Annotated in this window: 21 protein-coding genes; 12 read left to right on the top strand and 9 right to left on the bottom strand. The window is 68.9% G+C overall.

Annotated elements, in window-relative coordinates:
- Window positions 1-410 precede the first annotated feature (410 nt).
- From ACQP1O_RS23255 to ACQP1O_RS23270, 4 genes are all read right to left on the bottom strand, one after another.
- Entirely contained in the window at window positions 411-1169 is a 759-nt protein-coding gene (locus ACQP1O_RS23255) for a class I SAM-dependent DNA methyltransferase (protein WP_433560599.1), read from the bottom strand.
- Between the two features lie 100 nt (window positions 1170-1269).
- Entirely contained in the window at window positions 1270-1899 is a 630-nt protein-coding gene (locus ACQP1O_RS23260) for a hypothetical protein (protein WP_433560600.1), read from the bottom strand.
- Window positions 1900-1970: 71 nt separating this feature from the next.
- On the bottom strand, window positions 1971-2327 hold the full coding sequence (locus ACQP1O_RS23265) for a DUF1330 domain-containing protein (RefSeq protein ID WP_433560601.1): 357 nt from the start codon (window positions 2325-2327) through the stop codon (window positions 1971-1973).
- A 27-nt stretch (window positions 2328-2354) separates the two neighbouring features.
- Window positions 2355-2915 (bottom strand): TetR/AcrR family transcriptional regulator, encoded by a 561-nt coding sequence (locus tag ACQP1O_RS23270; RefSeq protein ID WP_433560602.1) that lies wholly within the window; start codon window positions 2913-2915, stop codon window positions 2355-2357.
- 64 nt (window positions 2916-2979) lie between these two features.
- Here ACQP1O_RS23270 and ACQP1O_RS23275 point away from each other — a divergent pair, with 64 nt between their 5' ends.
- The 3 genes from ACQP1O_RS23275 to ACQP1O_RS23285 are packed head-to-tail and all read left to right on the top strand — an operon-like array spanning window position 2980 to window position 7044.
- The gene (locus tag ACQP1O_RS23275; RefSeq protein ID WP_433560603.1) at window positions 2980-3927 is read left to right on the top strand and encodes a haloalkane dehalogenase; all 948 of its coding nucleotides are present in this window, start codon (window positions 2980-2982) and stop codon (window positions 3925-3927) included.
- Window positions 3924-5570: a sulfatase-like hydrolase/transferase gene (locus tag ACQP1O_RS23280; RefSeq protein WP_433560604.1), complete on the top strand. Its 1647-nt coding sequence runs from the start codon at window positions 3924-3926 to the stop codon at window positions 5568-5570. Before ACQP1O_RS23275 ends, ACQP1O_RS23280 begins: the two co-directional genes overlap by 4 nt.
- Window position 5571: 1 nt before the next feature.
- Entirely contained in the window at window positions 5572-7044 is a 1473-nt protein-coding gene (locus ACQP1O_RS23285) for a hypothetical protein (RefSeq protein WP_433560605.1), read from the top strand.
- A 49-nt stretch (window positions 7045-7093) separates the two neighbouring features.
- On the opposite strand, the gene ACQP1O_RS23290 is transcribed toward ACQP1O_RS23285, so the two are convergent.
- A complete protein-coding gene (locus tag ACQP1O_RS23290) occupies window positions 7094-8119 on the bottom strand; it encodes an Lrp/AsnC family transcriptional regulator (protein ID WP_433560606.1) in 1026 nt (341 codons plus the stop codon).
- Between the two features lie 101 nt (window positions 8120-8220).
- On the opposite strand from ACQP1O_RS23290, the gene ACQP1O_RS23295 reads away from it, so the two are divergent.
- From ACQP1O_RS23295 to ACQP1O_RS23330, 8 genes are all read left to right on the top strand, one after another.
- Window positions 8221-9660 (top strand): MmgE/PrpD family protein, encoded by a 1440-nt coding sequence (locus ACQP1O_RS23295; RefSeq protein WP_433560607.1) that lies wholly within the window; start codon window positions 8221-8223, stop codon window positions 9658-9660.
- Window positions 9657-10529 (top strand): isocitrate lyase/PEP mutase family protein, encoded by an 873-nt coding sequence (locus ACQP1O_RS23300; RefSeq protein WP_433560608.1) that lies wholly within the window; start codon window positions 9657-9659, stop codon window positions 10527-10529. The genes ACQP1O_RS23295 and ACQP1O_RS23300 overlap by 4 nt, the downstream gene beginning before the upstream one ends.
- Before the next feature lie 3 nt (window positions 10530-10532).
- Complete coding sequence (locus ACQP1O_RS23305) at window positions 10533-11780, top strand: aconitase/3-isopropylmalate dehydratase large subunit family protein (protein ID WP_433560609.1); 1248 nt, start codon at window positions 10533-10535, stop codon at window positions 11778-11780.
- Between the two features lie 8 nt (window positions 11781-11788).
- Window positions 11789-12274 carry a 3-isopropylmalate dehydratase gene (locus ACQP1O_RS23310; RefSeq protein ID WP_433567762.1) on the top strand — a complete coding sequence of 162 codons (486 nt, stop codon included), beginning with the start codon at window positions 11789-11791 and terminating at the stop codon, window positions 12272-12274.
- Window positions 12275-12304: 30 nt separating this feature from the next.
- Complete coding sequence (locus tag ACQP1O_RS23315) at window positions 12305-12880, top strand: YbhB/YbcL family Raf kinase inhibitor-like protein (protein ID WP_433560610.1); 576 nt, start codon at window positions 12305-12307, stop codon at window positions 12878-12880.
- Window positions 12881-12976: 96 nt separating this feature from the next.
- Entirely contained in the window at window positions 12977-13396 is a 420-nt protein-coding gene (locus ACQP1O_RS23320; RefSeq protein ID WP_433560611.1) for a cupin domain-containing protein, read from the top strand.
- 29 nt (window positions 13397-13425) lie between these two features.
- Window positions 13426-14460: a zinc-binding dehydrogenase gene (locus ACQP1O_RS23325; RefSeq protein ID WP_433560612.1), complete on the top strand. Its 1035-nt coding sequence runs from the start codon at window positions 13426-13428 to the stop codon at window positions 14458-14460.
- Between the two features lie 294 nt (window positions 14461-14754).
- Window positions 14755-16068, top strand: coding sequence for a glycosyltransferase 87 family protein (locus tag ACQP1O_RS23330; protein ID WP_433560613.1), 1314 nt, complete (start codon window positions 14755-14757; stop codon window positions 16066-16068).
- Here ACQP1O_RS23330 and ACQP1O_RS23335 read toward each other — a convergent pair.
- A complete protein-coding gene (locus tag ACQP1O_RS23335) occupies window positions 16016-16750 on the bottom strand; it encodes a glutamine amidotransferase (protein ID WP_433560614.1) in 735 nt (244 codons plus the stop codon). The genes ACQP1O_RS23330 and ACQP1O_RS23335 overlap by 53 nt on opposite strands.
- An 86-nt stretch (window positions 16751-16836) precedes the next feature.
- Here ACQP1O_RS23335 and ACQP1O_RS23340 point away from each other — a divergent pair, with 86 nt between their 5' ends.
- Window positions 16837-17511 carry a class I SAM-dependent methyltransferase gene (locus ACQP1O_RS23340; protein WP_433560615.1) on the top strand — a complete coding sequence of 225 codons (675 nt, stop codon included), beginning with the start codon at window positions 16837-16839 and terminating at the stop codon, window positions 17509-17511.
- A gap of 76 nt (window positions 17512-17587) precedes the next feature.
- On the opposite strand, the gene ACQP1O_RS23345 is transcribed toward ACQP1O_RS23340, so the two are convergent.
- From ACQP1O_RS23345 to ACQP1O_RS23355, 3 genes are all read right to left on the bottom strand, one after another.
- Window positions 17588-19198 carry an MFS transporter gene (locus tag ACQP1O_RS23345; protein WP_433560616.1) on the bottom strand — a complete coding sequence of 537 codons (1611 nt, stop codon included), beginning with the start codon at window positions 19196-19198 and terminating at the stop codon, window positions 17588-17590.
- A gap of 230 nt (window positions 19199-19428) precedes the next feature.
- Window positions 19429-20592 (bottom strand): polyprenyl synthetase family protein, encoded by a 1164-nt coding sequence (locus tag ACQP1O_RS23350; protein WP_433560617.1) that lies wholly within the window; start codon window positions 20590-20592, stop codon window positions 19429-19431.
- A gap of 150 nt (window positions 20593-20742) precedes the next feature.
- A complete protein-coding gene (locus ACQP1O_RS23355) occupies window positions 20743-21723 on the bottom strand; it encodes a terpene synthase family protein (protein ID WP_433560618.1) in 981 nt (326 codons plus the stop codon).
- Window positions 21724-21765 lie beyond the last annotated feature (42 nt).

A 21765-nucleotide genomic window follows, 5' to 3' on the forward strand; every position in this document is an offset into this window, starting at 1 on the left:
GATTCGTCGCATCGCAAGAAGGCACCACCCTTCTGACGATCTTGAATCCGTTGCGCAGCAATAGTTGTCGGCAACGCACACCCCCCTGACATCCCTGCCGACCTCGGTCAAGGGCTTCGCCGCGAACCAACCGGTCCCGGCCATTCGGGCATCGATCATGCTGTTGCCCAATGGGTTTCCAGTCGTCGATCACCGTGGCGCGGACAATGACGGAAACGCACGACTACGGCCTCGACTGGAGGTATGCGGCCGCTCCCGATGAGCACCCGCGGCCGCAACCGTGCGGGTATCTGATCGGGGCGGGTTGATACGGCCACGACCCTCGCGCAGGAGGTCATCACTCCGGCCACCTTCACCTGTGTCCCACAGTATCCGGGCATCGGGACAACCCTGACAGGGCGTCTCGAGGGTCAACCCCGGGGCGGCATCGCCTGGTTGGCCGGGATGCACGACATTGCCAGCATGGTGGGGACGGTGCTGAACCACTTCTGGTAATCGGTCCACTCGGATACCGGAATATCGTTGTGCGGCAATGACGGCGGCTCATGGATGCCGGTGATCACCAGCCCGTGAGCGGTCAGCTGTTCGGCATACCAGGACAGCGGGCGGTGGTAGTGACGATGCCCGCCGAAGGACTCGATCCACCGTGTCTCGTGCTCCAGGTAGCCGGTGACCTTTCGATAGCGCTCGCCGCAGGGTCCTTCGTCGACGATGTTCTGGCTGAAGAACGCTGGATGCAGAATCGAGAAGACGAACACGCCGCCGTCCCGCAATGCTGCCGCGACATCGGTGAGCAACTGGTCCAGTACCGGAATATCCATCAGGACCATGTGCGCGACGACCCTGTCGTATCGGCCCGGGCCGGGTAATCCGAGCGTGAGATCGTGGTGCTGGAAGTCGATCTCGGGGTATCGGGTGCGCGCGGCCGCCAGCAGCGCCTCGCTGCCGTCGATGCCGGTGACGCGGGCTCCGGCCTGCCGCATCTGTTCCGCGAGCCAGCCGTGCCCGCACCCCAGGTCCAAGACATCGAGATCAGCGATCGAACCCAGGCGAGACCACAGGAACCCGTGTATCCGCCGATAGAAGCTATCGGCGGGACCCGGCACCGTCGCTGCATAATTGTCGGCGACCGCATCCCACAGACGCAGATCATCAGAGCTGTTCGTCACCGGAAAAGCCTGCCCGGCAACGGCATACCGAGCAAGCCGGTTCCGATCGGCGCGGAACCGCTCGTGCAGAGCGCGCCGAAACCGGCCTGCTCGCGGGTCGTCAGGATTCGGTGGCGCGGTGGTGGCCCTCGGTGAAGAAGGCGAACAGGGCTTCTGCGGTGCCCAGGGCGGTGAGGGTGTGTGCTGCGCCGAAGGATTCGTTCCAGAAGGGGCCCGTGTGGGGGTCCCAGGGGCCGACGTAGGCGTAGGGCTCGGGGATGTGGGGGTCGCCGGGTGAGACGCCGTAGTTGATGCGGTCCGCGGTGATGCCGAGGTCGAAGTGTTCGGGCCAGAGGACGGGGGTTTCGGTGGGGTTCAGGCGGCGGAGGGCGCGATCACCCCAGTCGAAGGCTCGGGCGATGGTCTGGGCGTGGTCGAGGTCGACGTGGATGGTGTCGGTGAGGGTGCAGCCCGAGCTGTCGGAGTACAGGTCGGCGGGTGCGCCGGCGTCGATGCCGGCGTGGTCGGCCAGTTCGGCGAAGGTTGTGCCGCTGAGCTTTCCGACCACCGAACCATCGACCAGCAGCAGATCGCCGTCCACCGCGATCGACGGGGGATGGATCGTGCTGAATCCGCCCGGGGCTGGGCGCAGCTTGATCGTGCCATGGGCGCGGTACTGCGGGCCGGCCATCAGCAGTTCGGCCACACCGTGGAGACTGCGGCGGGTGCGGGTGTAGTCGTCGGATTCCATAGGTATGTCCTTCCTCCGGGGGCCGCCGAGGGACAGGGTCGAGAATATTCCACGGATCCTGCCCGATGCGGTCAGTGGGTGGCGAGAGGGTGGCAGGCGATGAGTTCGGTGCGGGCGATGCCCGACTCGCGGTGCTGGTGGATGCGCTGGTATTCCGGGGCGGTCACCATGTCGAGAAATGCTCGGCGGCTGGGGTATTCGACGAGGGCGACGTAATCCCAGTCGGCGTCGCCGATCAGGGTCTGCTGCGGTTCGCCGTGCCACAGGAGGCGGCCGCCCTGCTGTGCGACCAGGGCGAGGACGGCGGCGCCGTAGGCCGCGTATTCGGTGCGGTTCCGAAAGGTGATCAGGTTCAGCATGACGACGGGGCCCTCGTCGGTGGCGGTGGCGAAGCGGGTGAACTGGTCGGGGTCGGGGGTGATCGCCATGAGGTGCCTCTTCTTTCGGCGGCCCGCTCAGCCGGTGAGCAGGCGGGTGAGGACTGTCGTCATCGCGGCGCGGGCGGCGGTGACGGACAGCGACTGGTGGCGGCGTAGGACGTCCCAGGTTTCCCAGGAGCACAGGGCGTAGGCGGCCTCGCGGGCCGGGGGGTCGAGATCCGCGAGTTCGGGCAGGTGGGTGCGCAGGTGGGCGCGCAGCGCGGCGCGGCTCTCGTCCAGTCGTTCGGACAGGACGACGGATTCGTGTTCACGCAGCAGGGCGGCGCGGCGGGTGCCCGCGACGCGTTCGAACAGTTCGGCCCGCAGTGCGACCAGGCGATCGACGCGCTCGTCCAGGTCGCCGCTCACGGGTTCCATGAGCAGTACCCAGTGCCGGGCGATCTGCGTCTGCGCGGCATCGAGATACAGCGTCTCCAGGTCGCGGAAGTGGTGATACACCGAGCGGGTCGCGACTCCCGCGCGTTCGGCCACCGCCTGCGCGGTGGGCTGCAGGTTGCCCTCCTCCATCAGCGTCAGCGCGGCGTCGAGCACCGCCTGACGGTTCTTGGCTCCACGTGCGGTCCGTCCGTCCATCATCGGCCACCCTACACACCGGCAAGGGTAGTTGCACGCTGCATGCAACAATATTATCGTGCCCCTCATGCACGCATTGCGGACACCGGACGAGCGGTTCGCCGCCCTGCCCGACTTTCCCTTCGAACCCTGCTACCTCGAGGTCGAGGCGGGCGACGGCAGCGATTCCCGGCTGCGGCTGCACTACCTCGACGAGGGCCCGCGCGACGGCGAGATCGTGCTGCTGCTGCACGGCGAACCGTCCTGGAGCTTCCTCTACCGCCACATGATCCCGGTACTGGTCGCGGCCGGGAAACGCTGCATCGCACCGGATCTGATCGGTTTCGGCCGCAGCGACAAGCCCGCCGACCGCGCCGAGTACACCTATGCCCGCCACGTCGAATGGGTCCGCGAGGCCCTGTTCGACCACCTGGACCTCTCGGGCATCACCCTGGTCTGCCAGGACTGGGGCGGGCTGATCGGCCTGCGGCTGGTCGCCGAGCACCCCGACCGCTTCGCCCGGGTCGTGGTCGCCAATACCGGCCTGCCCACGGGCGAAGCGAAACTGACCGACGCCTTCACCGCCTGGCAGCGGTTCTCCCAGGAGACACCGCAATTCCCCGTCGGCGGCATCGTCGCGGGCGGCTGCCGCACCGAGCTGTCCCCCGCGGTGGTGGCCGGATACGACGCCCCGTTCCCCGACGAGACCTACAAGGCGGGCGCGCGCGCCTTCCCGATGCTGGTCCCCACCCGCCCCGACGACCCGGCAGGCCCCGCCAACCGGCACGCGTGGGAACAGTTGGCGCACTTCGGGAAACCGGTGCTCACCGCCTTCTCCGACGGTGATCCGATCACCGCCGGCGGCCACCGTGCCTTCCAGGAGCGGGTGCCCGGCGCGACCGGCCAGCCGCACATCACCATCACCGGCGCCGGTCACTTCCTGCAGGAGGACCGCGGCCCGCAGCTCGCGACGGTGGTGGCCGAGTTCATCGCCGCCAACCCGGCGCCCGACACCACCGGAGGATCCACGAAATGATCAGCAGGCGAGGATTTTTCGGAACCGGCGCAATGGCCGGAGCCACCGCCGCGGCGGTCGCCGCCACCGGCCCGGCCGCCGCGACCCCGCGACGCATGGACAACCATCCCAACCGGCCCAATATCCTGGTGGTCCTGGTCGACGAGATGCGCACCCCGATGTGGTTCCCCGAGCAGTCGGTGCTCGACACCATCCTGCCGAACATCGCAGCGCTGCGGGACAGGTCGGTCTCCTTCGAGCAGCACTACACGGCCGCCAACGACTGCACGCCCTCGCGCGGCGCGCTGGTGACAGGCCTGTACTCGCATCAGACCGGCTGCCTGTCCACCTCGCAGTCGGAGCTGGCGGCGGGCTTCCCGACCTGGGGGTCCATGCTGCGCGAGCAGGGCTACCGCACCACCTGGTGGGGCAAATGGCACCTGGGCCACTACGCCGACACCACCCCGGGCGGCCTGGACCGCTACGGCTTCGACGGCGGCACCTACCCCTCACCCAACGGCGCGCCCGAACAGGGCCTGCAGATGGACGGACGCATAGTCGACCAGTTCGTCGACTGGTTCAATACCGATGCGGGACAGGGCCCCTGGTGCACGACGGTGTCACTGGTCAACCCGCACGACATCCAATGGTGGCCGCGCTGGACGCGACGCACGCTGGCGTTCAACAACATTCCGCGCTGGATCAACGACCTACCGGGCAATTTCGAGACCCTCGAGCAGCTGTCGCGCAAACCGCGGCTGCAGAAGGCCCTGGTGGAGGTCTCGGCGGTGACCTTCGGGGTGGCGCCCTACGGCACACCCGGGGCCGATCAGGAGTGGATCGACATGCGCAACCTCTATCTCTGGTTCCAGCAGCAGGTCGACACCCAGATCGGGCGGGTGCTCACCGAATTGGCGACCCGGCCGGAGGTCGCCGCCAACACCGTCGTGGTGTTCACCTCCGACCACGGTGACTACGCCGGTTCGCACGGCCTGCACGGCAAGGGCGGCGGCGCCTACGACGAGGCCATCCGCGTGCCGCTGTTCATCCACGACCCGCGCGGTCAGCTCACCCCCGTGCCCGGCACCCGCGACCAGCTGACCTCCAGTATCGACCTGGCCGCGCTGCTGCTGACCATCGGCACCGGCGGCAACGGGTGGCGGGCCGACGACCGGTACGCGCACCTGGCCGGGCGGCACGACATCGCCGCCGTCGCCGCCGATCCGGGCGCAGCCGGACGACCGTGGATCCTGCACACCACCGACGAGCATTCCATCGAGGAGGCGGCCGTCCGGTTCAACGACGACGCACCCGGTCACGTGATCGCACTGCGGACCGCGGACGCCAAGTTCGTCCGCTATTCGCACTGGGTGCCGGGCTCCGCGCAGATCGATCCGGCCGAGCCGGAGGAATACGAGCTCTACGACTACTCGACCCGCGACGGACAGCTCGAGCTGGACAATGTCGCGGCCGTCGGCGGCGGCCTGCGCGACACCATGAGCCGGTTGCACGACGAAGCCGTCAGCACCGAACTGCACCAGCCGCTACCCTCCTACCTGCAGCAGGCCCAGCAGGACGGATGGAACGATTACAACACCCAGACCGCGAAACCCTTCGGGGAGCAGCTCTTCGACTTCCTGCGGGACGGTATCGGTGCGAAATAGCGTGCGGGGCAACCTCGTCACCGGGGCCGCGGCCGGGTTGCTCGCCACCGTGGCCGGTACCGCGGCCGCCGTCCCGATTCCCGCGGTGCCGGGGTCGCCGCCCGGATTTCTCGGCAATCCGGCTGTGGCACAGCCGGTCACCGATGTGCCGCCGGTGCCGCAACATCCCTATCTCGCGCCCAATGGCAGCTCCGGCATCCACGACGACGGGTGGATGAGCAACACCAGCACCCGCCCGGGACCGCTCGGGCACGACCCCCGCGTGGTGTCGGCGGTGATCGGCGGGGAATGCGGGTCGATCACCTTCGACCGCGCCGGCCGCATCGTCACCACCTGCATCGGCCCCTCCCCGGCGCTGTACCTGCTGGACCCGGTCTCCTTGAATGTGCTGGGCCGCAGCGCGTTACCCGGCGATCCGGGCGCGTTCCTGCGGCCCGGCGCCTTCGGGAACTTCACCGGCGGCGCCTACTTCTATCTGGACAACGAGGATCGCGCGGTGATCGCCTCGCGCGACGGCCACATCCGGGTGTTCGCCGAGAACGCCGGCGGCGACGGTTTCACCCTCGCGCACGACTACGACCTGACCGGTGTGCTGCGGGCCGGGGAGACCTTCAACTCGGCGCTGCCCGACAGCGACGGGCTGCTGTGGTTCGTCACCCGGACCGACGGCGTGGTCGGCACCCTCGACCTGAACACCGGTGCCGCACAGGTGATCCGGCTCGGCGACGGCGCCGAGGGTGAGATCGAGAACTCCTTCGCCGTCGGTAATGACGGCGACGTGTACATCGCCACCAACCGTGAGCTGCTGCGCTTCGATGCCGGCCCCGGCGGCGCACCCGCCGTCACCTGGCGGGTCACCTACGCCAACAGTGGACAGCACAAGCCCGGCCAGGTCGACGACGGCACGGGCACCACACCCACCCTGCTGTCCGGCGGCTATGTCGCCATCACCGACAACGCCGACCCGATGAACGTCGTGGTCTTCCGCACCGCGCCCGGGGCGGCGCAGCGGCAGGTGTGCGCCGTGCCGGTGTTCGAGGCGGGCGCCAGTGATACCGAGAACTCGTTGATCAGCGCGGGAAACGCGCTGATCGTCGAAAACAATTACGGCTACACCGGTCCCGAGGCCGCCCTGCTGGGCAAGACCACCACCGCCGGCTTCGCCCGCATCGACATCGACCCCGACGGCAACGGCTGCCACCAGGTGTGGGCCGACACGACCGAGGCCGCTCCGACCGTCGTGCCCAAGCTGTCGCTCGCCACCGGCCTGATCTACACCTACACCAAGGGCACCGAAGCCAGCGATCCCTGGTACTTCACGGCCCTGGATTTCCGCACCGGAGCGACGGTGTGGAAGCAGCTCACCGGCACCGGCCCCGGGTTCAACAACAACTACGCCGGAATCGCCATCGGACCGGACAGCACCGCCTATCTCGGTGTGATCCCGGGCCTGATCGCAGTCCACGACGGCTGATCGATCGAGAGCCGGTGCACGGCAACGGCTCTCGATCCACCGGCACGCCTCAGGCGTCCGCCACCGTCGCCCACGGATCGACCGGCACCACGCCGACCGCGTGCCCCGAAGCATCCAGCAGCCGCCCCCACGACTTGAACGCCCGGAGCACGAGACGCTGGTCGATGACGACCGCATCGGTCAGTGCCGTGGTGATCCGGCCGAGGATGGCGCTCAGATCCGCGATGCGATGCACCTGGGCCATCACCATGATGTTCGCCCGCCCGACCGTGGACAGGCAGATCCGGGTTTCCGGCCAGGAGGCGATCTCGGTCCCGGCCGCGTCGAGGTCCCGGTGCGGAACCGACAGCCAGAGCACGTACTCGGTCGGCCAGCCGCCCGCGCCGCGTGCGAAATCGGTTCGGAAGGCCAGCATTCCGCGGCGGACCAGGGCATCGAGCTGACGGCGCACGAGATGCTCGGAGGTGTTCAGCTCGCGGGCCAGATCCCGGTATCGGGCCCGGCCGTCGTGTTGGAGGGCGAGGAACAGGTCCCGGTCGCCGGGCTCGAAAGTGCGGTAGCGCACCGCTTTTCGCGACTCGCCACTTCCCTCCTCGGCGACCGACCGTTGCTGATGGCTGTCGATCGCGCCGAGACGCCAGTGCACGCCGCTGTGCCACTGCAGCGCCACCGTGGAGCGTGCCCGCGCGATGCCCGGCACCGCGGGCAGCCGCTCGAGCAGCAGGGTGCTCAAGGCTGCCGGGCTGTCGGCCAACACCAGGGTGTGCAGGTCGAAATCGCCGTCGGTGCCGTAGACACTCATGACCTGCGGGATCGACGCGAGCCCGGCGGCGACGGCCGCCGCCCGGCCCGGCTGTGCCCGCACCTCGCACACCGCGCCGACCAGCGCCACCTGCGGGCCGGGCACCGACGACACCCACGCGCGCCCGGACTCCGACAGTCGCTGCCAGCGGCGGGCGGCCGTGGCCGCCGAAACCCCGAGCGCCGGGCCCAGCCGTTCGAAGCTGACCCGGGGGTTGGCGTGCAACGCGTCGAGCAGCATCAGGTCGACCTCGTCGAGGCTGCTCTCCCGCACGACTCAGATCCATTCCGTCGATTTCCCGCACTGGATGCACCCATTGTGCGACTCCCCCGCAATTTCGGGGACACGCGGGTGGCCTGCCGTTCACTGAGGACATGAGCGAATCGACGACGACGGGCGTCACGGCACCGCTGGCTCGGTGGGTCGAGCGGTTGACGCCCGAGCAGATCCCCGAGCGGGTGCGGACCCGCGCCAAGCACCTGCTGCTCGACGGTGTGGCGTGCGGTCTGGTGGGCGCGCAGCTGCCCTGGTCCCGGATCGCCACCTCGGCGGTGCTGGACCTGGAAGGCGCGGGCGCGGCGACCGTGATCGGAACCGGGGCCACCACCGGCGGGCCCGCGGCGGTTCTGCTGAACAGCACCTTCATCCAAGGCTTCGAGCTCGACGATTTCCATCCGCTCGCTCCCCTGCACAGCACCTCGCTGATCCTGCCGGTCCTGCTCGCAACCGCCCAGCAGCTCGGCGGGGTCTCCGGCGCCGCGGCCCTGACCGCCGCGATCGCCGGGTTCGAGGTCGGACCGCGCGTCGGATTGGCCCTGCACGGCTCGGAGATGCTCTCCCGCGGCTGGCACAGCGGCCCGGTCTTCGGAACCCACACCGCCGCAATGGTTGCCGGAAAGCTGCGGGCGCTCGATGCTGCCCGGCTCGAGGACGCGCTCGGCATGGCGGGCACCCAGTCCGCCGGTCTGATGGCCGCCCAGTACGAGGCGATGTCCAAGCGCATGCAGCACGGATTCGCCGCCCGTAACGGCTATTACGCGGCCGGTCTGGCCGCAGCCGGGTACACCGGGATCAAGCAGGTCTTCGATCGGCCCTACGGCGGCTACCTGTCGGTCTTCGGCGAGGGCCACGACCCGGACCCCACCCGGGTGATCGCCGGTCTGGGCGAGGGCTGGCACACCGAGCTCATCATGGTGAAGTCGTATGCGGCCCAGGGCGGGCTGCACGGTGCCGTCCAGGCGGCGCTGGAGCTGCGCGCCCGTCACCACATCGATCCGAAGTCGGCCGCGCACATCGAGATTCGCGTCGGCCACACCGTCTACCACCATGGCTGGTGGGAGCCGGAACGGCCGTTGACGGCCATCGGCGCGCAGATGAATCTCGGCTACGCCGCGGCGGTCGCGCTGCTCGACGGCCAGGTGCTGCCGCCGCAGTTCACCCCGGCCCGGCTGGACGCCGACGATGTCTGGGAGCTGCTCGGCAAGGTCGAGGTGAAACTCGACGAGAACATCCAGAACGGCCCTGTCCACGAGCGTTTCGCCACCGAACTGGCGATCACCCTCACCGATGGCACGGTGCTCGCACAGCGGATCGTCCAGCCGCACGGCGGCCCCGCCGACCCGGTCACCGACGACGAACTCGTCGCCAAGTACCGCTCACTCGTCGGTCCCCTGGTCTCGCCCGATCGACTCGACGCCATCCAGCGGGCAGTGCTCGGCATCGACGAACTCGCCGATCTGCGCGAGCTGGCCGACCTGCTCGCCGCGCCCGTCGCCGGCGCCCTCGACAACCTGGAACAGGATCACCTCCGGTGACCACCCCGTCGCGGGCGCGACTGCGCGCCGCCCTCATCGACCGTGCCGAAATCATCGTCGCCCCGGGCGTATTCGACGGCCTGTCCGCCTCCCTGGTCCGCCGGCTGGACTTCCCCGCCGCCTACCTGACCGGCGCCGGCGTGGCCGCCAGCGGTTTCGGACTTCCCGACATCGGGCTGGTGACCCAGACCGAAATGGTCGAGCGCGCCCGCATGCTGGTGCGCGTCCTCGGCGACATCCCGCTGCTCGCCGACGCCGACACCGGATACGGCACCGCGCTCAATGTCGTTCGCACCGTACGCGAATACGAAGCCGCCGGCGTCGCCGCGATCCAGCTCGAAGACCAGGCCTTCCCCAAGAAGTGCGGGCACCTGCCCGACAAGGAGCTGATCGAGTCCGAGGAGTTCGTCACCAAACTCACCGCCGCACTGGAGGCGCGCACGGATCCGGACCTGGTCGTCGTCGCGCGCACCGACGCCCGCGGCCCACTCGGTCTCGATGCCGCCATCGACCGGGCCAACACCTACGCGGCGGCGGGCGCCGACGTGATCTTCGTCGAGGCGCCGCAGGGCACCGCCGAGATCGAGCGCATTGCGCGGGAGGTGTCCGCGCCCCTGCTCATCAACCTCGTCCTCGGCGGCCTCACCCCGATCGAATCCGCCACGCGCCTGCGGGAACTGGGCTATTCGATCGCCATCCACCCCTCGCTCCCGCTGGGCGCCGCGGCGTACGCGATGCTCACCGGCCTGGCCGAGCTCGCCGGCCGCGATCCCGGGCCGCTGCTGCCCGCGAAACCTGCCGAGTTCTTCGATCTCGTCGGTCTGGCCGAATGGTCGGAACTGGGCGAACGCTACCGTGAAGGAGGCTGAACCATGGGCATGACCATGATCGAGAATCTGCTTGCCCGCAAGGCCGGTGTGCCGCGGGTGCGGCCCGGGGACATCGTGACCGTCGACGTCGACATGTGCGTCCTCATCGATCTGCAATTCGCCACGCTGTGGCAGCAGCCCCGGCGCATCCACGATCCCCGCAAGGTCGCGGTCGTCATGGACCACGCCGTGCCGGCGCCGTCGCTCAAGGATGCCGCGGGCGGTCCGAGGGCGCGGAAGTTCGTGGCGGACTTCGGGATCGAGCACTTCTACGATGTCGGCCGGCACGGAATCTGCCACCAGGTCATCGCCGAGAACGGCCTGGCCCGTCCCGGCGAGGTGCTCGCCTGCACCGATTCGCACACCTGTGCGGGCGGCGCGTACAACACCGCCGCCCGCGGACTCGGCCCGGCCGAGGTGTACTCCATCCTGTGCACCGGCGCCACCTGGTTCGAACTCGCACCCACGGTGCGTTACGAACTCACCGGCGCGCTCCCGCCGGAAGTCAGCGGCAAGGACGTCTTCCTCTATCTCGCCGACACCTATGGTGACGCCACCAACCAGAATCTCGAATTCGGCGGCCCGGGCCTGCCCACGGTCCCGCTCAACGACCGGCGCACGATCGCCACCCAGGTCGCCGAAATCTCCGCCGACTTCGCCACTTTCGGTGTGGACGACGTGCTGCGCGAGTTTCTCGCCGCGCGCGAGGTGACGGATTTCGTTGCCGCCGATGCGGATCCGGACGCCGAATACGCCGACATCCGCACGATCGACCTGTCGGGTCTCGAACCCTACGTCGCCCGCCCGGGCACGGTGAGCCGCAACGGGGTTCCGGTCTCGCAGGTCGAGCCCCGGCGCATCGACCAGGCGTTCATCGGGTCCTGCGCCAACGGCCAGCTCGACGATCTCCGCATCGCCGCGCAGATCCTGCGCGGCCGGACCGTCGCCCCCGGCGTCCGGCTGCTGGTCACGCCCGCCTCCCAGCAGGTCTACCGGGACGCCATGCGACTGGGATACCTGCAGGACATCGCCGATGCCGGTGGGGTGGTGACCAATTCGACCTGTGGCGCCTGCTTCGGCTACCACATGGGCGTGGTCGGACCGGGCGAGGTCTGTTTGACCTCGAGCACCCGCAACTTCACCGGCCGCATGGGCAGCACCGAGGCCGAGATCTACATGGCCGCACCCGCCACCGTCGCGGCCTCCGCCGTCACCGGCTACATCACCGACCCCCGGAGCGTCACCGCATGAGCACCACCATCACCGGCCGCGTCTGGGTCTTCGGGGACTCCCTCGACACCGACGCGATGTACCCGGCCTTCGCCATGAAACTCGAGCTACCCGAGGCGGCCCGGCACATCTTCTACCAGGTGCGGCCCGGCTGGACCGATCTCGTCGCCCCCGGCGACATCGTCATCGCCGGAACGAATTTCGGCGTCGGCTCTTCCCGCCCGGTCGCCGCCCTCTTCCAACATCTGGGTGTCGCCGCCGTGGTCGCGGAGAGTTTCAACTCGCTGTTCTTCCGCAACGCCGTGAACGCGGGACTGCCCGCGATCACCGCACCAGGGATCACCGAGCAGTTCCAGGACGGCCAGACCGGCACTTTCGATCTCGCGACGGGCACGTACAGAAACGAGTCCACCGGTATCACCGGCCTGGGCCGCCCCCTTCCGCCGTTGCTGCTGGAAATCATCAGCAGCGGAGGGATTCTCGCGCGCCTGGCCGAGCAGGGCTTCCTGTCGTGACCGCAACCGACCCCACAGAATCGGACCAACATGGCAATTCGTTTGATCGGAAGACTCCTGCGTCCGGTGCGAGCCGGATTCGGCCGCATCGCTTGGTTCGATACGGCCGTCCAGCACGCACCGGAAACCCTGGCGGTGGGCAGTGCCGCCTTCGCTGACGGCGAGGACATTCCGCGCCTGCACGCGGGAACGGGAGTGGGAGACAACGTATCCCCATCACTGCACTGGTCGGGTGTGCCGGTCGAGGCCGTCGAGCTGGTGCTGATCATCGAGGACCCCGACGCGCCTGTGCGTCGTCCGGTTGTGCACGGCGTGTTCACCGGAATCGATCCGCGCATCACCGGCGTCCAGGAGGGAGCGCTCGGCGCGAATGACGGTGGGACGAGCAGCGGCATCAGGGTGGGCACCGGGAGCTTCGGCCGCCGGGGCTACGCCGGTCCACGCCCCGTCCCCGGTCACGGACCACACCGCTACGTCTTCCAGCTCCTGGCGCTCGATCAGCCGAGCGGATCGAGCGATGGCGCAACCTTGCCCACCGTCCTCGCAGCCGTCACCGGGCATGTGATCGCCCGCGGCAAACTCACCGGCCGCTACGAACGGCCCTGAAACGCCGATCATCGGGATCGACCGGGTCGGCCGGCAGCGGAATCGGGAGGTGGCAAATAATCAGCTGTGACGACCTCTTCGATCGGAGGAGAACGGATGGAACGCCTGACCAACCCGCCTACGGGGAGGGGCCCGGTCGACTGGTTCACCGGCGTTGTCTGGTTCGACCAGATCTACCGTGGCGAGGAACCGTCACGAACCCGGGTCAACACCGTCCGCTTCGCGCCGTGCGCCCGCACCGCCTGGCACACCCACGCGGTCGGGCAGACCCCGCACGTGACCGACGGCATCGGCCTGGTCGCCGGGCGGAGCGGCCGGGTCATCGTGATGCCCGGCAAGACCGTCCACACCCTGCCCGGCGAATGGCATTGGCACGGTGCGGTTTCCGATCGCTTCATGAGCCACCTGGCCATCTGGGAGGGCACCGGCGACCCGGACCAGCCCGAGACCACGTGGGGTGTGCACGTCACCGACGACGAGTACTCCCATGCTGCAGCGCACCTCTCGCAACCCTGACCGAAATCGGTATCGAGCGAAGGAGTCTCATGCGAGCGACCTACATCTACGGTGCCGGTGACGTCCGCGTCATCGACGTTCTCGATCCCGTCGTCCAGAACCCCACCGACGCCCTGGTCCGTGTGGTCCGTAGTTGCGTGTGCGGTTCCGATCTGCACCCGTACCACAACATGCCCGCCTCCGAGCGGGGCCGATCCATAGGGCACGAATTCGTCGGCGTCGTCGACGACGTCGGAAGTGAGGTTCGCACGGTAAGGAAGGGTGATTTCGTGATCGCCCCCTTCGCCTGGTCCGACGGCACCTGCGACTTCTGCCGTGAGGGACTGCAAACCTCTTGCCGCCACGGCGGTTTCTGGAATGCGGGCGACGTGCGCGGCGGCCAGGCCGAGGCCGTGCGGGTGCCGCTCGCCGACGGCACCCTCGTCCCGGTGCCTGTCGAGGAGGACTCGCCGCTGGTCCCGTCGCTGCTGACGCTGTCGGACGTGTACGGCACCGGATACCACGCGGCCGTGAAGGCCCGGGTCACCGCGGACACCACGGTCACCGTGATCGGTGACGGCGCGGTCGGTCTCATGGGTGTCCTGTCCGCGCGGCAGCTGGGCGCGCCCCGGATCATCCTCATGGGCCGCCACAAGGAGCGCACCGATCTGGGACGCGAATTCGGCGCGACCGACGTGGTCGCCGAGCGCGGCGCCGAGGGCATCGCCGCGGTGCGCGAATTGACCAGGGGTGACGGCACCCACGTCGTCATCGAAGCGGTCGGCCACATGCCCGCCTACAAGCAGGCCCTGGGTGTGGTCCGCCCGGGCGGCGTGATCAGCCGCGTCGGCGTCCCGCAATACGACGACGCCCCGGTCGGATGGGACCTCTTCGGCCCCAACATCACCCTCACCGGCGGCCCCGCACCCGCCCGCGCCTACATCGAAACCCTGCTTCCGGCAGTCCTCGACGGCACCGTCGACCCCGGCCGGGTCTTCGACACCGAACTCCCTCTCGACGACGCACCCGCCGCCTACCGCGCCATGGACAGCCGTCACTCCCTGAAGGTCCTCCTCCGCCCCTGAGTCCATCGAGATCTACCGCGAGGTATCGGAGTACGACTGGCGGACGAACGACGAATTGGCGCGTCGGAGACAACGCCCCGCGCCGCCGTCACGGGCTCGACCAGGGCGCAATCGGTGCGCCTCGGCCGAGGTCAGCGGCAGATCGGCACGGCCGATGGCCGCACAACGACCGGTCGTGACAGGCGATTTCGACACTCCCGGACGGTCCGCACGCGTCGCTGCCGGCTGGCGATCGGGTGTGCCCGTCACTACGGTGGGGCGGGCAATCGGAAGCCAGGAAGCGGGGGTGTGTGGATGCCGTTGTCGACGGCCGAACAGGTGATGGCCACGAATCAGGATGCGCCACAGCGGCGCTCGATTCCGCTGGTCGTGGTGTGGCTGGTAGCGGTGCTGGGTGGACTGGCCGGGTGGTACTACCTCGGGCAGGTGCTGGCCGCGCCGCGCGCGATGCTGCACCTGGTCGATCTCGGCGTGTATCAGATCGCGGCAGACCGTGTGGTGCACGATGTTTCGGTGTACGACACCCCGTTGCGGGGGCACACGCGCGGAGTGTGGGAGTTCGTGTACACCCCGTTCGCGGCGCTGATGTTCGTGCCGCTGGCGTGGCTGCACGGGTCGGTCTTCACCTGGGCCGGGGCACTCGCGAATTTCGCGATGCTCACCGGATCCGTTTGGGCGGCACTGTCGGTGCTCGGCTATCGGCGCGACCGCCGCATGCTGATCGTGGGCCCTGCTGCTGCCGCTCTGCTGCTGTTGTGTGAGCCGATCCGGGAGACCGAGGCCTTCGGGCAGGTCAATATTCTGCTGCTGCTCCTGGTGCTGGCCGATATGGCGCTGCCCGATTCCTCCCGCGGCAAAGGCGTGCTGACCGGTATCGCGGCCGGTATCAAACTGACCCCGGCGTTCTTCATCGTCTACCTACTGGTGACTGGCCGATTCCGGGCGGCCGCCACCGCGACCGGCGCCCTGGTCGCCACGATGGTGATCGGCCTGGCCGTGCTGCCGAAGGATTCGCTGACGTTCTGGAGCGGCGCCTTCGCCGACCCTGCCCGGGTCGGTGTCCCCGAGAACCCGCAGAACGAATCCCTGCGGGGCATGCTCGCCCGTACCCTGGGCGCGGCCGGGAGCATCCAATTGCTGTGGGCCGCAGCCGCTCTCGCCATCGCGGTGGTCTGCCTGATCCTGGCCCGCCGTCTCTCGGTCACCGGCCGTGAACTTCCCGCCGTGGTCCTGTGCGGCCTGACCAGCACGGTCGTCTCCCCGTACAGCTGGATCCACCACTGGGTCTGGCTGGCTCCCCTGCTCATCTACCTGGCCGACCTCGCACTGCGCCACCGCTCCCTGCCGACCGTGGCGGGCCTGCTCGTCGTCTTCCTCGTCTGCTCGGGCGGCGTCTTCGATCTGCTGGACCTGCACTACGGCAGCGTTTTCGACCTCCCGAACCGCGGCCCCTTCGCCGTCCTGGACCACAACGCCTACATCTGGCTCACGCTCGCCCTCTTCGCCGCCACGGCCATGCTGACACGGCGCGGTTCCGCGCGTGTCCGACCCGGCCTCACAGCCGGTATCGGGCGACGAAGCGCCGCAGGATCTCCTGCGGCACCGTGATGTGCTCGCGGTGCCCGAGCTCGGTCAGGGAGTCGGCCTCGCTCGGGTCGAAATAGCCTTCGTGGCGATAGATTTCGATGCGCAGCGCCAGGCCCCGGCCGTCGAGTTCGGGGTGGAACTGGGTGGCGTAGACGTTCTCCCCGACCCGCACCGCCTGTACCGGGCAGACGGCCGAACGCGCGAGTAGCACCGCACCCGGCGGAACGTCCTGGCAGGACTCCTTGTGCCCGACGAAGGCCCGGAACGTCTCCGGAAGCCCGTGCAGCAGAGTGTCTTTCGCCGCGTTCTCGGTGAGTTCGATGGTCGTCGCGCCGGGGGTCTCGCCGTAGCGCTCGGTGCCGACCGGCCCGCCCAGCACGTCGGCGAGCATGCTCAGCCCGTAGCACGCGCCCAGGTACGGGACGTCGCGGCGCACGATGTCGATGAGCAGCTTCTTCAGCTCGGGTTCGAAGACCCGCTGGTAGTCGTACTTCTTGGCCTCGGGATAGCTGAGGTTGCTCGGCCCGCCGCCGACGATCACCGCCCAGTGGTCGTCGAGATCGAGATCGGGCATGCCGCGATTCATCTCGACCCGCACCACGTCGGCGGCGGCGAGCCCGCCCGCATCGAGGATCGCCTCGTATTCCTGGTCGGAGGCCGCTTGCTCGGGTCGCAGCTGCAGCAGCAGGCAAGACTTGGGCATGTCCACATTGTGGGCGGTCGGTCCGCTCCGGTTGGGGGCTATGCGGGGATTGACCTCGAGTGCGCTCGAGGTTGCAGAGTGGAATCATGACCCGACCAGTAGAAACCTGGAACTCCGTCTACGACGAGGACACCGCGCCCTGGGTGATCGGCGAACCTCAACCCGCCATCGTGGCACTGGAACGCGCCGGCGAGATCCGCGGCCGTGTCCTCGAGCCGGGCTGCGGTGCCGGCGAGCACACCATCCTGCTCACCCGCCTGGGCTACGATGTCCTGGGCGTCGACTTCTCCCCCAGCGCAATCGAATACGCCCGCGCGAATGCCGCCGCCCAGGGCGTCCCGGCAGTCCGGTTCGAGGTCGCCGATGCCCTGGCCCTCGGTGGCAGTACCGACTTCGCGGGTGATCCTCCGGGCTCCGCGCCCGCCTTCGACACCGTCGTGGACAGCGCCCTGTTCCACGTCTTCGGCACCGAACCCGAGGCCCGCGCCGCCTACGTCCGCAGCCTGCACGCCGTCTGCAAGCCCGGCGGCGTGGTCCACGTCCTGGCGCTCTCCGACGCCGAGCCCGGCTTCGGCCCCCGCATCAGCGACACGGTGATCCGGGAGTCCTTCGGTGCGGGCTGGGAACTGGAGAGCCTGGAACCCACCCGCTACCGCGGCCGGGTCACCGCCACCGTCGCCGATGCGGCGGTGGGCCTCGAGGTGTCCCCCACGGGCCTGGTGGATGTTGCGGCTTGGATGGCACGCATCCGGCGGCTCTGATACAGTTCGCCTACCTCATCGGTAATTCTTCCGAAAACAAAGTACGTGCAACCCTGGGTTACACGTACTTTTGTTTTCAGTCCTGTCGCTGTCTTCTGCCCCGATGCACCCGGTCGCTCACCAGCGCTCGCAGCGCCGGATCCTCCTCGCCCACGTGCAATGACCGAATCCGTTGCACCGCAAGCGCATCCGTCCCGGTGACACGCTGGCTCAGGCGCTCGTGCTCCACCCACGACGGGCTCATGAACGTCTCGACGTGACGGTCCGGGTCGGCCGGATCGGAGTACATCGCCCAGTGCATGGCCCCGTCACGGCGGCGCGAACGCCGCAGGTCGGGGATGGCGGCATGGAAATCGGCCAGGTGCTCGGCGGGGATGCGGTACTCGACGGTGAGCATGATCGGGCCGTCATCGGGGGCCAGCGACAGGGGCACGTACGGTTCCAGCACGTGCGCGGCCCGGACGTCGATCTGCTCGGCGGCCGCGAGCCGAAACCACAGGCCCAGCACCGTCTGCACCGCGAGCGCCACCCCGGCCGCGGTGAGTGCCGTGGGCAGTCCCGCGGTGCCGGCCACCGCACCCCAGCCGGCCGCGCTCACCGCGAAGCCGAGCTGGAACACCAGCTGGAACACCGCCAGTCCGCGGCCGCGAATCCAGCTGGGCAGCACCGATTGTGCCGCGATATTGAGCGTCGACATGACACCCATCCCCGCCATGCCGGCGAGGAACAACACCGGCAGCGCGGGTGGGAAGGCGGTCAGCTGCGCGACCGTCAGCAGGCAGGCGGCGTAGAGCAGACTGCAGGCCAGCGCGATCCGATCGGGGGAACAGCGGTGCCGGATCCGCGGCAGCACCAGTGCGCCGCACACGCCACCGAGCCCGAGTACACCGAGCAACAGACCGTAGGTGGTCGCCGTCTGATGCAGACGCACCCGGGTCACCACGGCGAGCAGGGACGGCAGTGCGCCATAGCAGAGCACGAAGGCGGCGGCGCGAACCAGCACCGCGCGCAGTTCGGGCGCATTGGCCACGTAGCGCAGGCCGGTACGGATGGCGGTGGTGAGATGCTCGGGCGGTAGTGCCGTCGTGGTGGGCCGGCGTCGCCAGACATACACCACCGCAAGCACTCCCAGGAACGACACGGCATTGAGCAGGAAGACGCCACCGGAGCCGACCGCGGCCACCAGCACGCCGCCGATGGCCGGTCCGATCGCCTGCGAGGCCGTCATCGCCACGGAGTTGAGGCTGATCGCGGCGGGCAGCTGTTCGGCGGGCACCAGCTCGGGGGTGATCGAGCTGAAGGCCGGCATGCCGAGCGTCGCGCCGGTGCCCAGCAGCAGCGTCGCGGTCAGCAGCAACGCCGGATTCACGCTGTGCGACAGCGTGAGTGCGCCGAGCAACGTCGCCACCACCAGCTGCCACGCCTGGGTGAACAGGATCAGGCGGCGGCGGTCGAGGATATCGGCGAGCGCGCCCGCAGGCAGGGCCAGCACGAAACTGGGCAGGGCACTGGCGGTGGACAGCAAGGCCACCAGCGCGGCCGATCCGGTCAGCGTGGTCATCAGCCAGGAAGCGCTGACCAGATGCATCCAGGATCCGACGTTGGAGGCGATCGAGGCGATCCACAGGGCGCGAAAAGTATTGATGCGCAAGGGTGTCCACGGTGAGGTCGCCGAGGGTGTGCTCATCCGTCAGAGGGTACGGATCCGACCTGGCATCGGCGCGTCCGTTCGCGACGGGCCGAACGGTCGGGGCCGGCACCCGGCCGCCCCGTCGCCATCCTGACCGCGATCGGCAAGGAGGCCAAGGGGATTCGCTTCGGGACCTCCGACAGCCCCGCCGCCGACCCGGTGACGTCGGGTTGACGTACCCGGCGCGGCGGCCGCAATGGATTGTGTACCCGCGTGATCGCGGCGGTCTAGTGATCGCGGTATGCCATCAGCTGGGCCAGCGCGGCCAGGTCGTCGGAAGCGAGATCGCCGGGCAGGGCCGCGAAGGCGGCATCCAGCGCGGCGGAGGCACGGCGCAGGGTGCGCTGACGGCCGCCCGCCTGCTCGATCAGGTCCGCCGCCCGGGCCGCGCGGGCCGCGGTCATGGGATGGCGGGACCGGTAGAGCCGGGCCAGTTCGTGTCCGGCAGCGGTGCCCGATTCCAGGGCGCACACCACCGGGAAGGACTGTTTGCGGTGAATCAGGTCGCTGTGCGCCGGTTTTCCGGTGACCTCGGGATCGCCCCAGATGTCGATGAAGTCGTCGACGAGCTGGAAGACGAACCCGATCTCGATACCGAAGGTGTGCATCGCCGAGACCACGCGGTGGTCGGCCCCGGCGCACAGCGCACCCAGCGCGCAGGCGCAGCCCAGTAGCGCACCAGTTTTCCCGGTGGCCATGGCCAGGTACTCGGCGATGCTGACGGTGGGCCGCGTCTCGAAGGCGCAGTCGGCGTACTGGCCGCGGCACAGCATGACCGTGGCCTCGGCCAGCCGAATGACCGCCTCGGCGGTGACGGTCTCCGGCGCGCCGTCGCACAGCACGCCGAGTGCGGCGGCCTGCAGCGCGTCGCCGAGGATCGTCGCGTTGGTCTCGCCCCAGATGCTCCAGACCGTCGGCCGCCCGTGCCGGAACGGATCGGTGTCCATGACATCGTCGTGGACGAGTGAAAAGTTGTGCAGCAGTTCGACGGCCGCCGCCGCGTGCACCGACTGCTCGACAGCACCACCACAGGCCGCGGCGGCCGCGAAGGTCAGGGCCGGGCGCAGGGCCTTGCCCTGCGCGCCGGTGACGATCGTCCCCTCGGGATCGCACCATCCGAAGTGGTAGCCGGCCATCACATCCAGCGGTTCTGCCAGCGCGCCCACCGCCGACCGCAGCACCGGGTCGATGGCGGCCCGGGCCTCGCACAGGCGTCTGTGGGCTCTTCGCCCGGTGCCCGCGTCGAGCGGGCGAGATATGGATTCTGGTGCGTGGGCACAGGTTTCGTCATGCCCGGCCAAGGCGGCCGAGGCCGGGCGGGACAGCCCCCACCGGCCCTTGCCCTCGCTGTGCTGTCCTACGGTGAATCGGATCGGTTTCGACGCTCGCATAATCGGCCCCGCTCGCTCGGACACGGTTGCCGCAGCCACCCGGTGGCCGCTGGGTAGCCATGCTCAGAAGATGCTCATAGTCCCATCGCAGCCTGAAACCTGGGGGTTGCCTGCGGACTTCATTTCGGCAATGCCGACCGGTTTCGTGCCTCAGGTCAGTGGCAGGCCGTGCTCGAGCGCCTCCGAGGGTGCGCTCGTGTAGCGGGCCGCCTGGTAATGGTAGTCGTGGTTGGCGCGTACGTAGACGGTGTATTTCTGGGCGGTGGCCAGCGCGTCCGCGCGCTCGCGGCCGATGAGGCCGGCATCGTCGAGTTCGGTCGGCAATCGTTGCACCGCCTCGATCATGTGCTCGACGCATTCGTTGAGCATGCCGTTGACCAGTTTCCTGGCCTGAGCTCGGCTGTGCCCGTGGTGATATTGCGCGAGCAGGACCGAGTTGTAGAGGTAGCCGGAGGCCTCGTCCGAGGCAACCGACAGCACATCGTTGAACAGGCCCATGTGCTCGACGGCCGCCGAGCGCAGGGTGCGCATGGCGGGCAGGTGCCGGACGGCGGCGGACAGGTCCATGCCCTCGGCGCGTTCGCTGATATCGAGAAAGACATACAGCGCCACGCCGTCTCGCCGATGCGCGCGGTAGGTCTCGAGGTCGGGCAGATTGCCGGAAAGTCTCCCGACGCTCTCGGTGTAATAGGTCCAGAGCCAGTCGTGGATCTCCCGACGCACGCTGTGCCGCCACGCCGTCGACCGGCCGTGGCACAGACGCTTCCACAGATCGGCGAACGCAACAGCCAAGACGCCGGAAGGTGTTGTTGTACCGTCCAGTACGGCCTCGATGGCGGCAATGGCCTCGAGACACCGGTGCGGATCAGGGATTTCGATGTCGAACTGATCGTCGACGATGAAAGCCCATGCGGTGTACTGACTCAACAGTGTGAGCTCGCCGAGGCTCGCGGCCGGGCACCACAGTGCGTACATCCGCGCCGGGCGGGTGCGTTCCATGCGACGCCGGGTGGGCTCGGTGGGAACCAGCCCGAACGCCTCCAGCCAGGACCACATCCCCGCTTCGGCTTCCGGCTCCGCGGGATTGACGCCCGCAGCGTCGAACGGCATGAAGAACTCGATCGCTTCCATCCGAAACTGCCTATCCCCCAACCATTTACCGACGACATCGTA

The sequence above is a fragment of the Nocardia sp. CA-151230 genome (assembly GCF_050942175.1).
Taxonomy (GTDB): Bacteria; Actinomycetota; Actinomycetes; order Mycobacteriales; family Mycobacteriaceae; genus Nocardia.

What these genes read in the sequence shown, in the direction of transcription:
- ACQP1O_RS23260 (WP_433560600.1), bottom strand. Translation starts at nt 1,899, where the DNA reads ATGGAATCCGACGACTACACCCGCACCCGCCGCAGTCTCCACGGTGTG.
- ACQP1O_RS23265 (WP_433560601.1), bottom strand. Translation starts at nt 2,327, where the DNA reads ATGGCGATCACCCCCGACCCCGACCAGTTCACCCGCTTCGCCACCGCC.
- ACQP1O_RS23270 (WP_433560602.1), bottom strand. Translation starts at nt 2,915, where the DNA reads ATGATGGACGGACGGACCGCACGTGGAGCCAAGAACCGTCAGGCGGTG.
- ACQP1O_RS23275 (WP_433560603.1), top strand. Translation starts at nt 2,980, where the DNA reads ATGCACGCATTGCGGACACCGGACGAGCGGTTCGCCGCCCTGCCCGAC.
- ACQP1O_RS23280 (WP_433560604.1), top strand. Translation starts at nt 3,924, where the DNA reads ATGATCAGCAGGCGAGGATTTTTCGGAACCGGCGCAATGGCCGGAGCC.
- ACQP1O_RS23295 (WP_433560607.1), top strand. Translation starts at nt 8,221, where the DNA reads ATGAGCGAATCGACGACGACGGGCGTCACGGCACCGCTGGCTCGGTGG.
- ACQP1O_RS23305 (WP_433560609.1), top strand. Translation starts at nt 10,533, where the DNA reads ATGGGCATGACCATGATCGAGAATCTGCTTGCCCGCAAGGCCGGTGTG.
- ACQP1O_RS23315 (WP_433560610.1), top strand. Translation starts at nt 12,305, where the DNA reads ATGGCAATTCGTTTGATCGGAAGACTCCTGCGTCCGGTGCGAGCCGGA.
- ACQP1O_RS23320 (WP_433560611.1), top strand. Translation starts at nt 12,977, where the DNA reads ATGGAACGCCTGACCAACCCGCCTACGGGGAGGGGCCCGGTCGACTGG.
- ACQP1O_RS23325 (WP_433560612.1), top strand. Translation starts at nt 13,426, where the DNA reads ATGCGAGCGACCTACATCTACGGTGCCGGTGACGTCCGCGTCATCGAC.
- ACQP1O_RS23330 (WP_433560613.1), top strand. Translation starts at nt 14,755, where the DNA reads ATGCCGTTGTCGACGGCCGAACAGGTGATGGCCACGAATCAGGATGCG.
- ACQP1O_RS23335 (WP_433560614.1), bottom strand. Translation starts at nt 16,750, where the DNA reads ATGCCCAAGTCTTGCCTGCTGCTGCAGCTGCGACCCGAGCAAGCGGCC.
- ACQP1O_RS23340 (WP_433560615.1), top strand. Translation starts at nt 16,837, where the DNA reads ATGACCCGACCAGTAGAAACCTGGAACTCCGTCTACGACGAGGACACC.
- ACQP1O_RS23345 (WP_433560616.1), bottom strand. Translation starts at nt 19,198, where the DNA reads ATGAGCACACCCTCGGCGACCTCACCGTGGACACCCTTGCGCATCAAT.
- ACQP1O_RS23350 (WP_433560617.1), bottom strand. Translation starts at nt 20,592, where the DNA reads ATGCGAGCGTCGAAACCGATCCGATTCACCGTAGGACAGCACAGCGAG.
- ACQP1O_RS23355 (WP_433560618.1), bottom strand. Translation starts at nt 21,723, where the DNA reads ATGGAAGCGATCGAGTTCTTCATGCCGTTCGACGCTGCGGGCGTCAAT.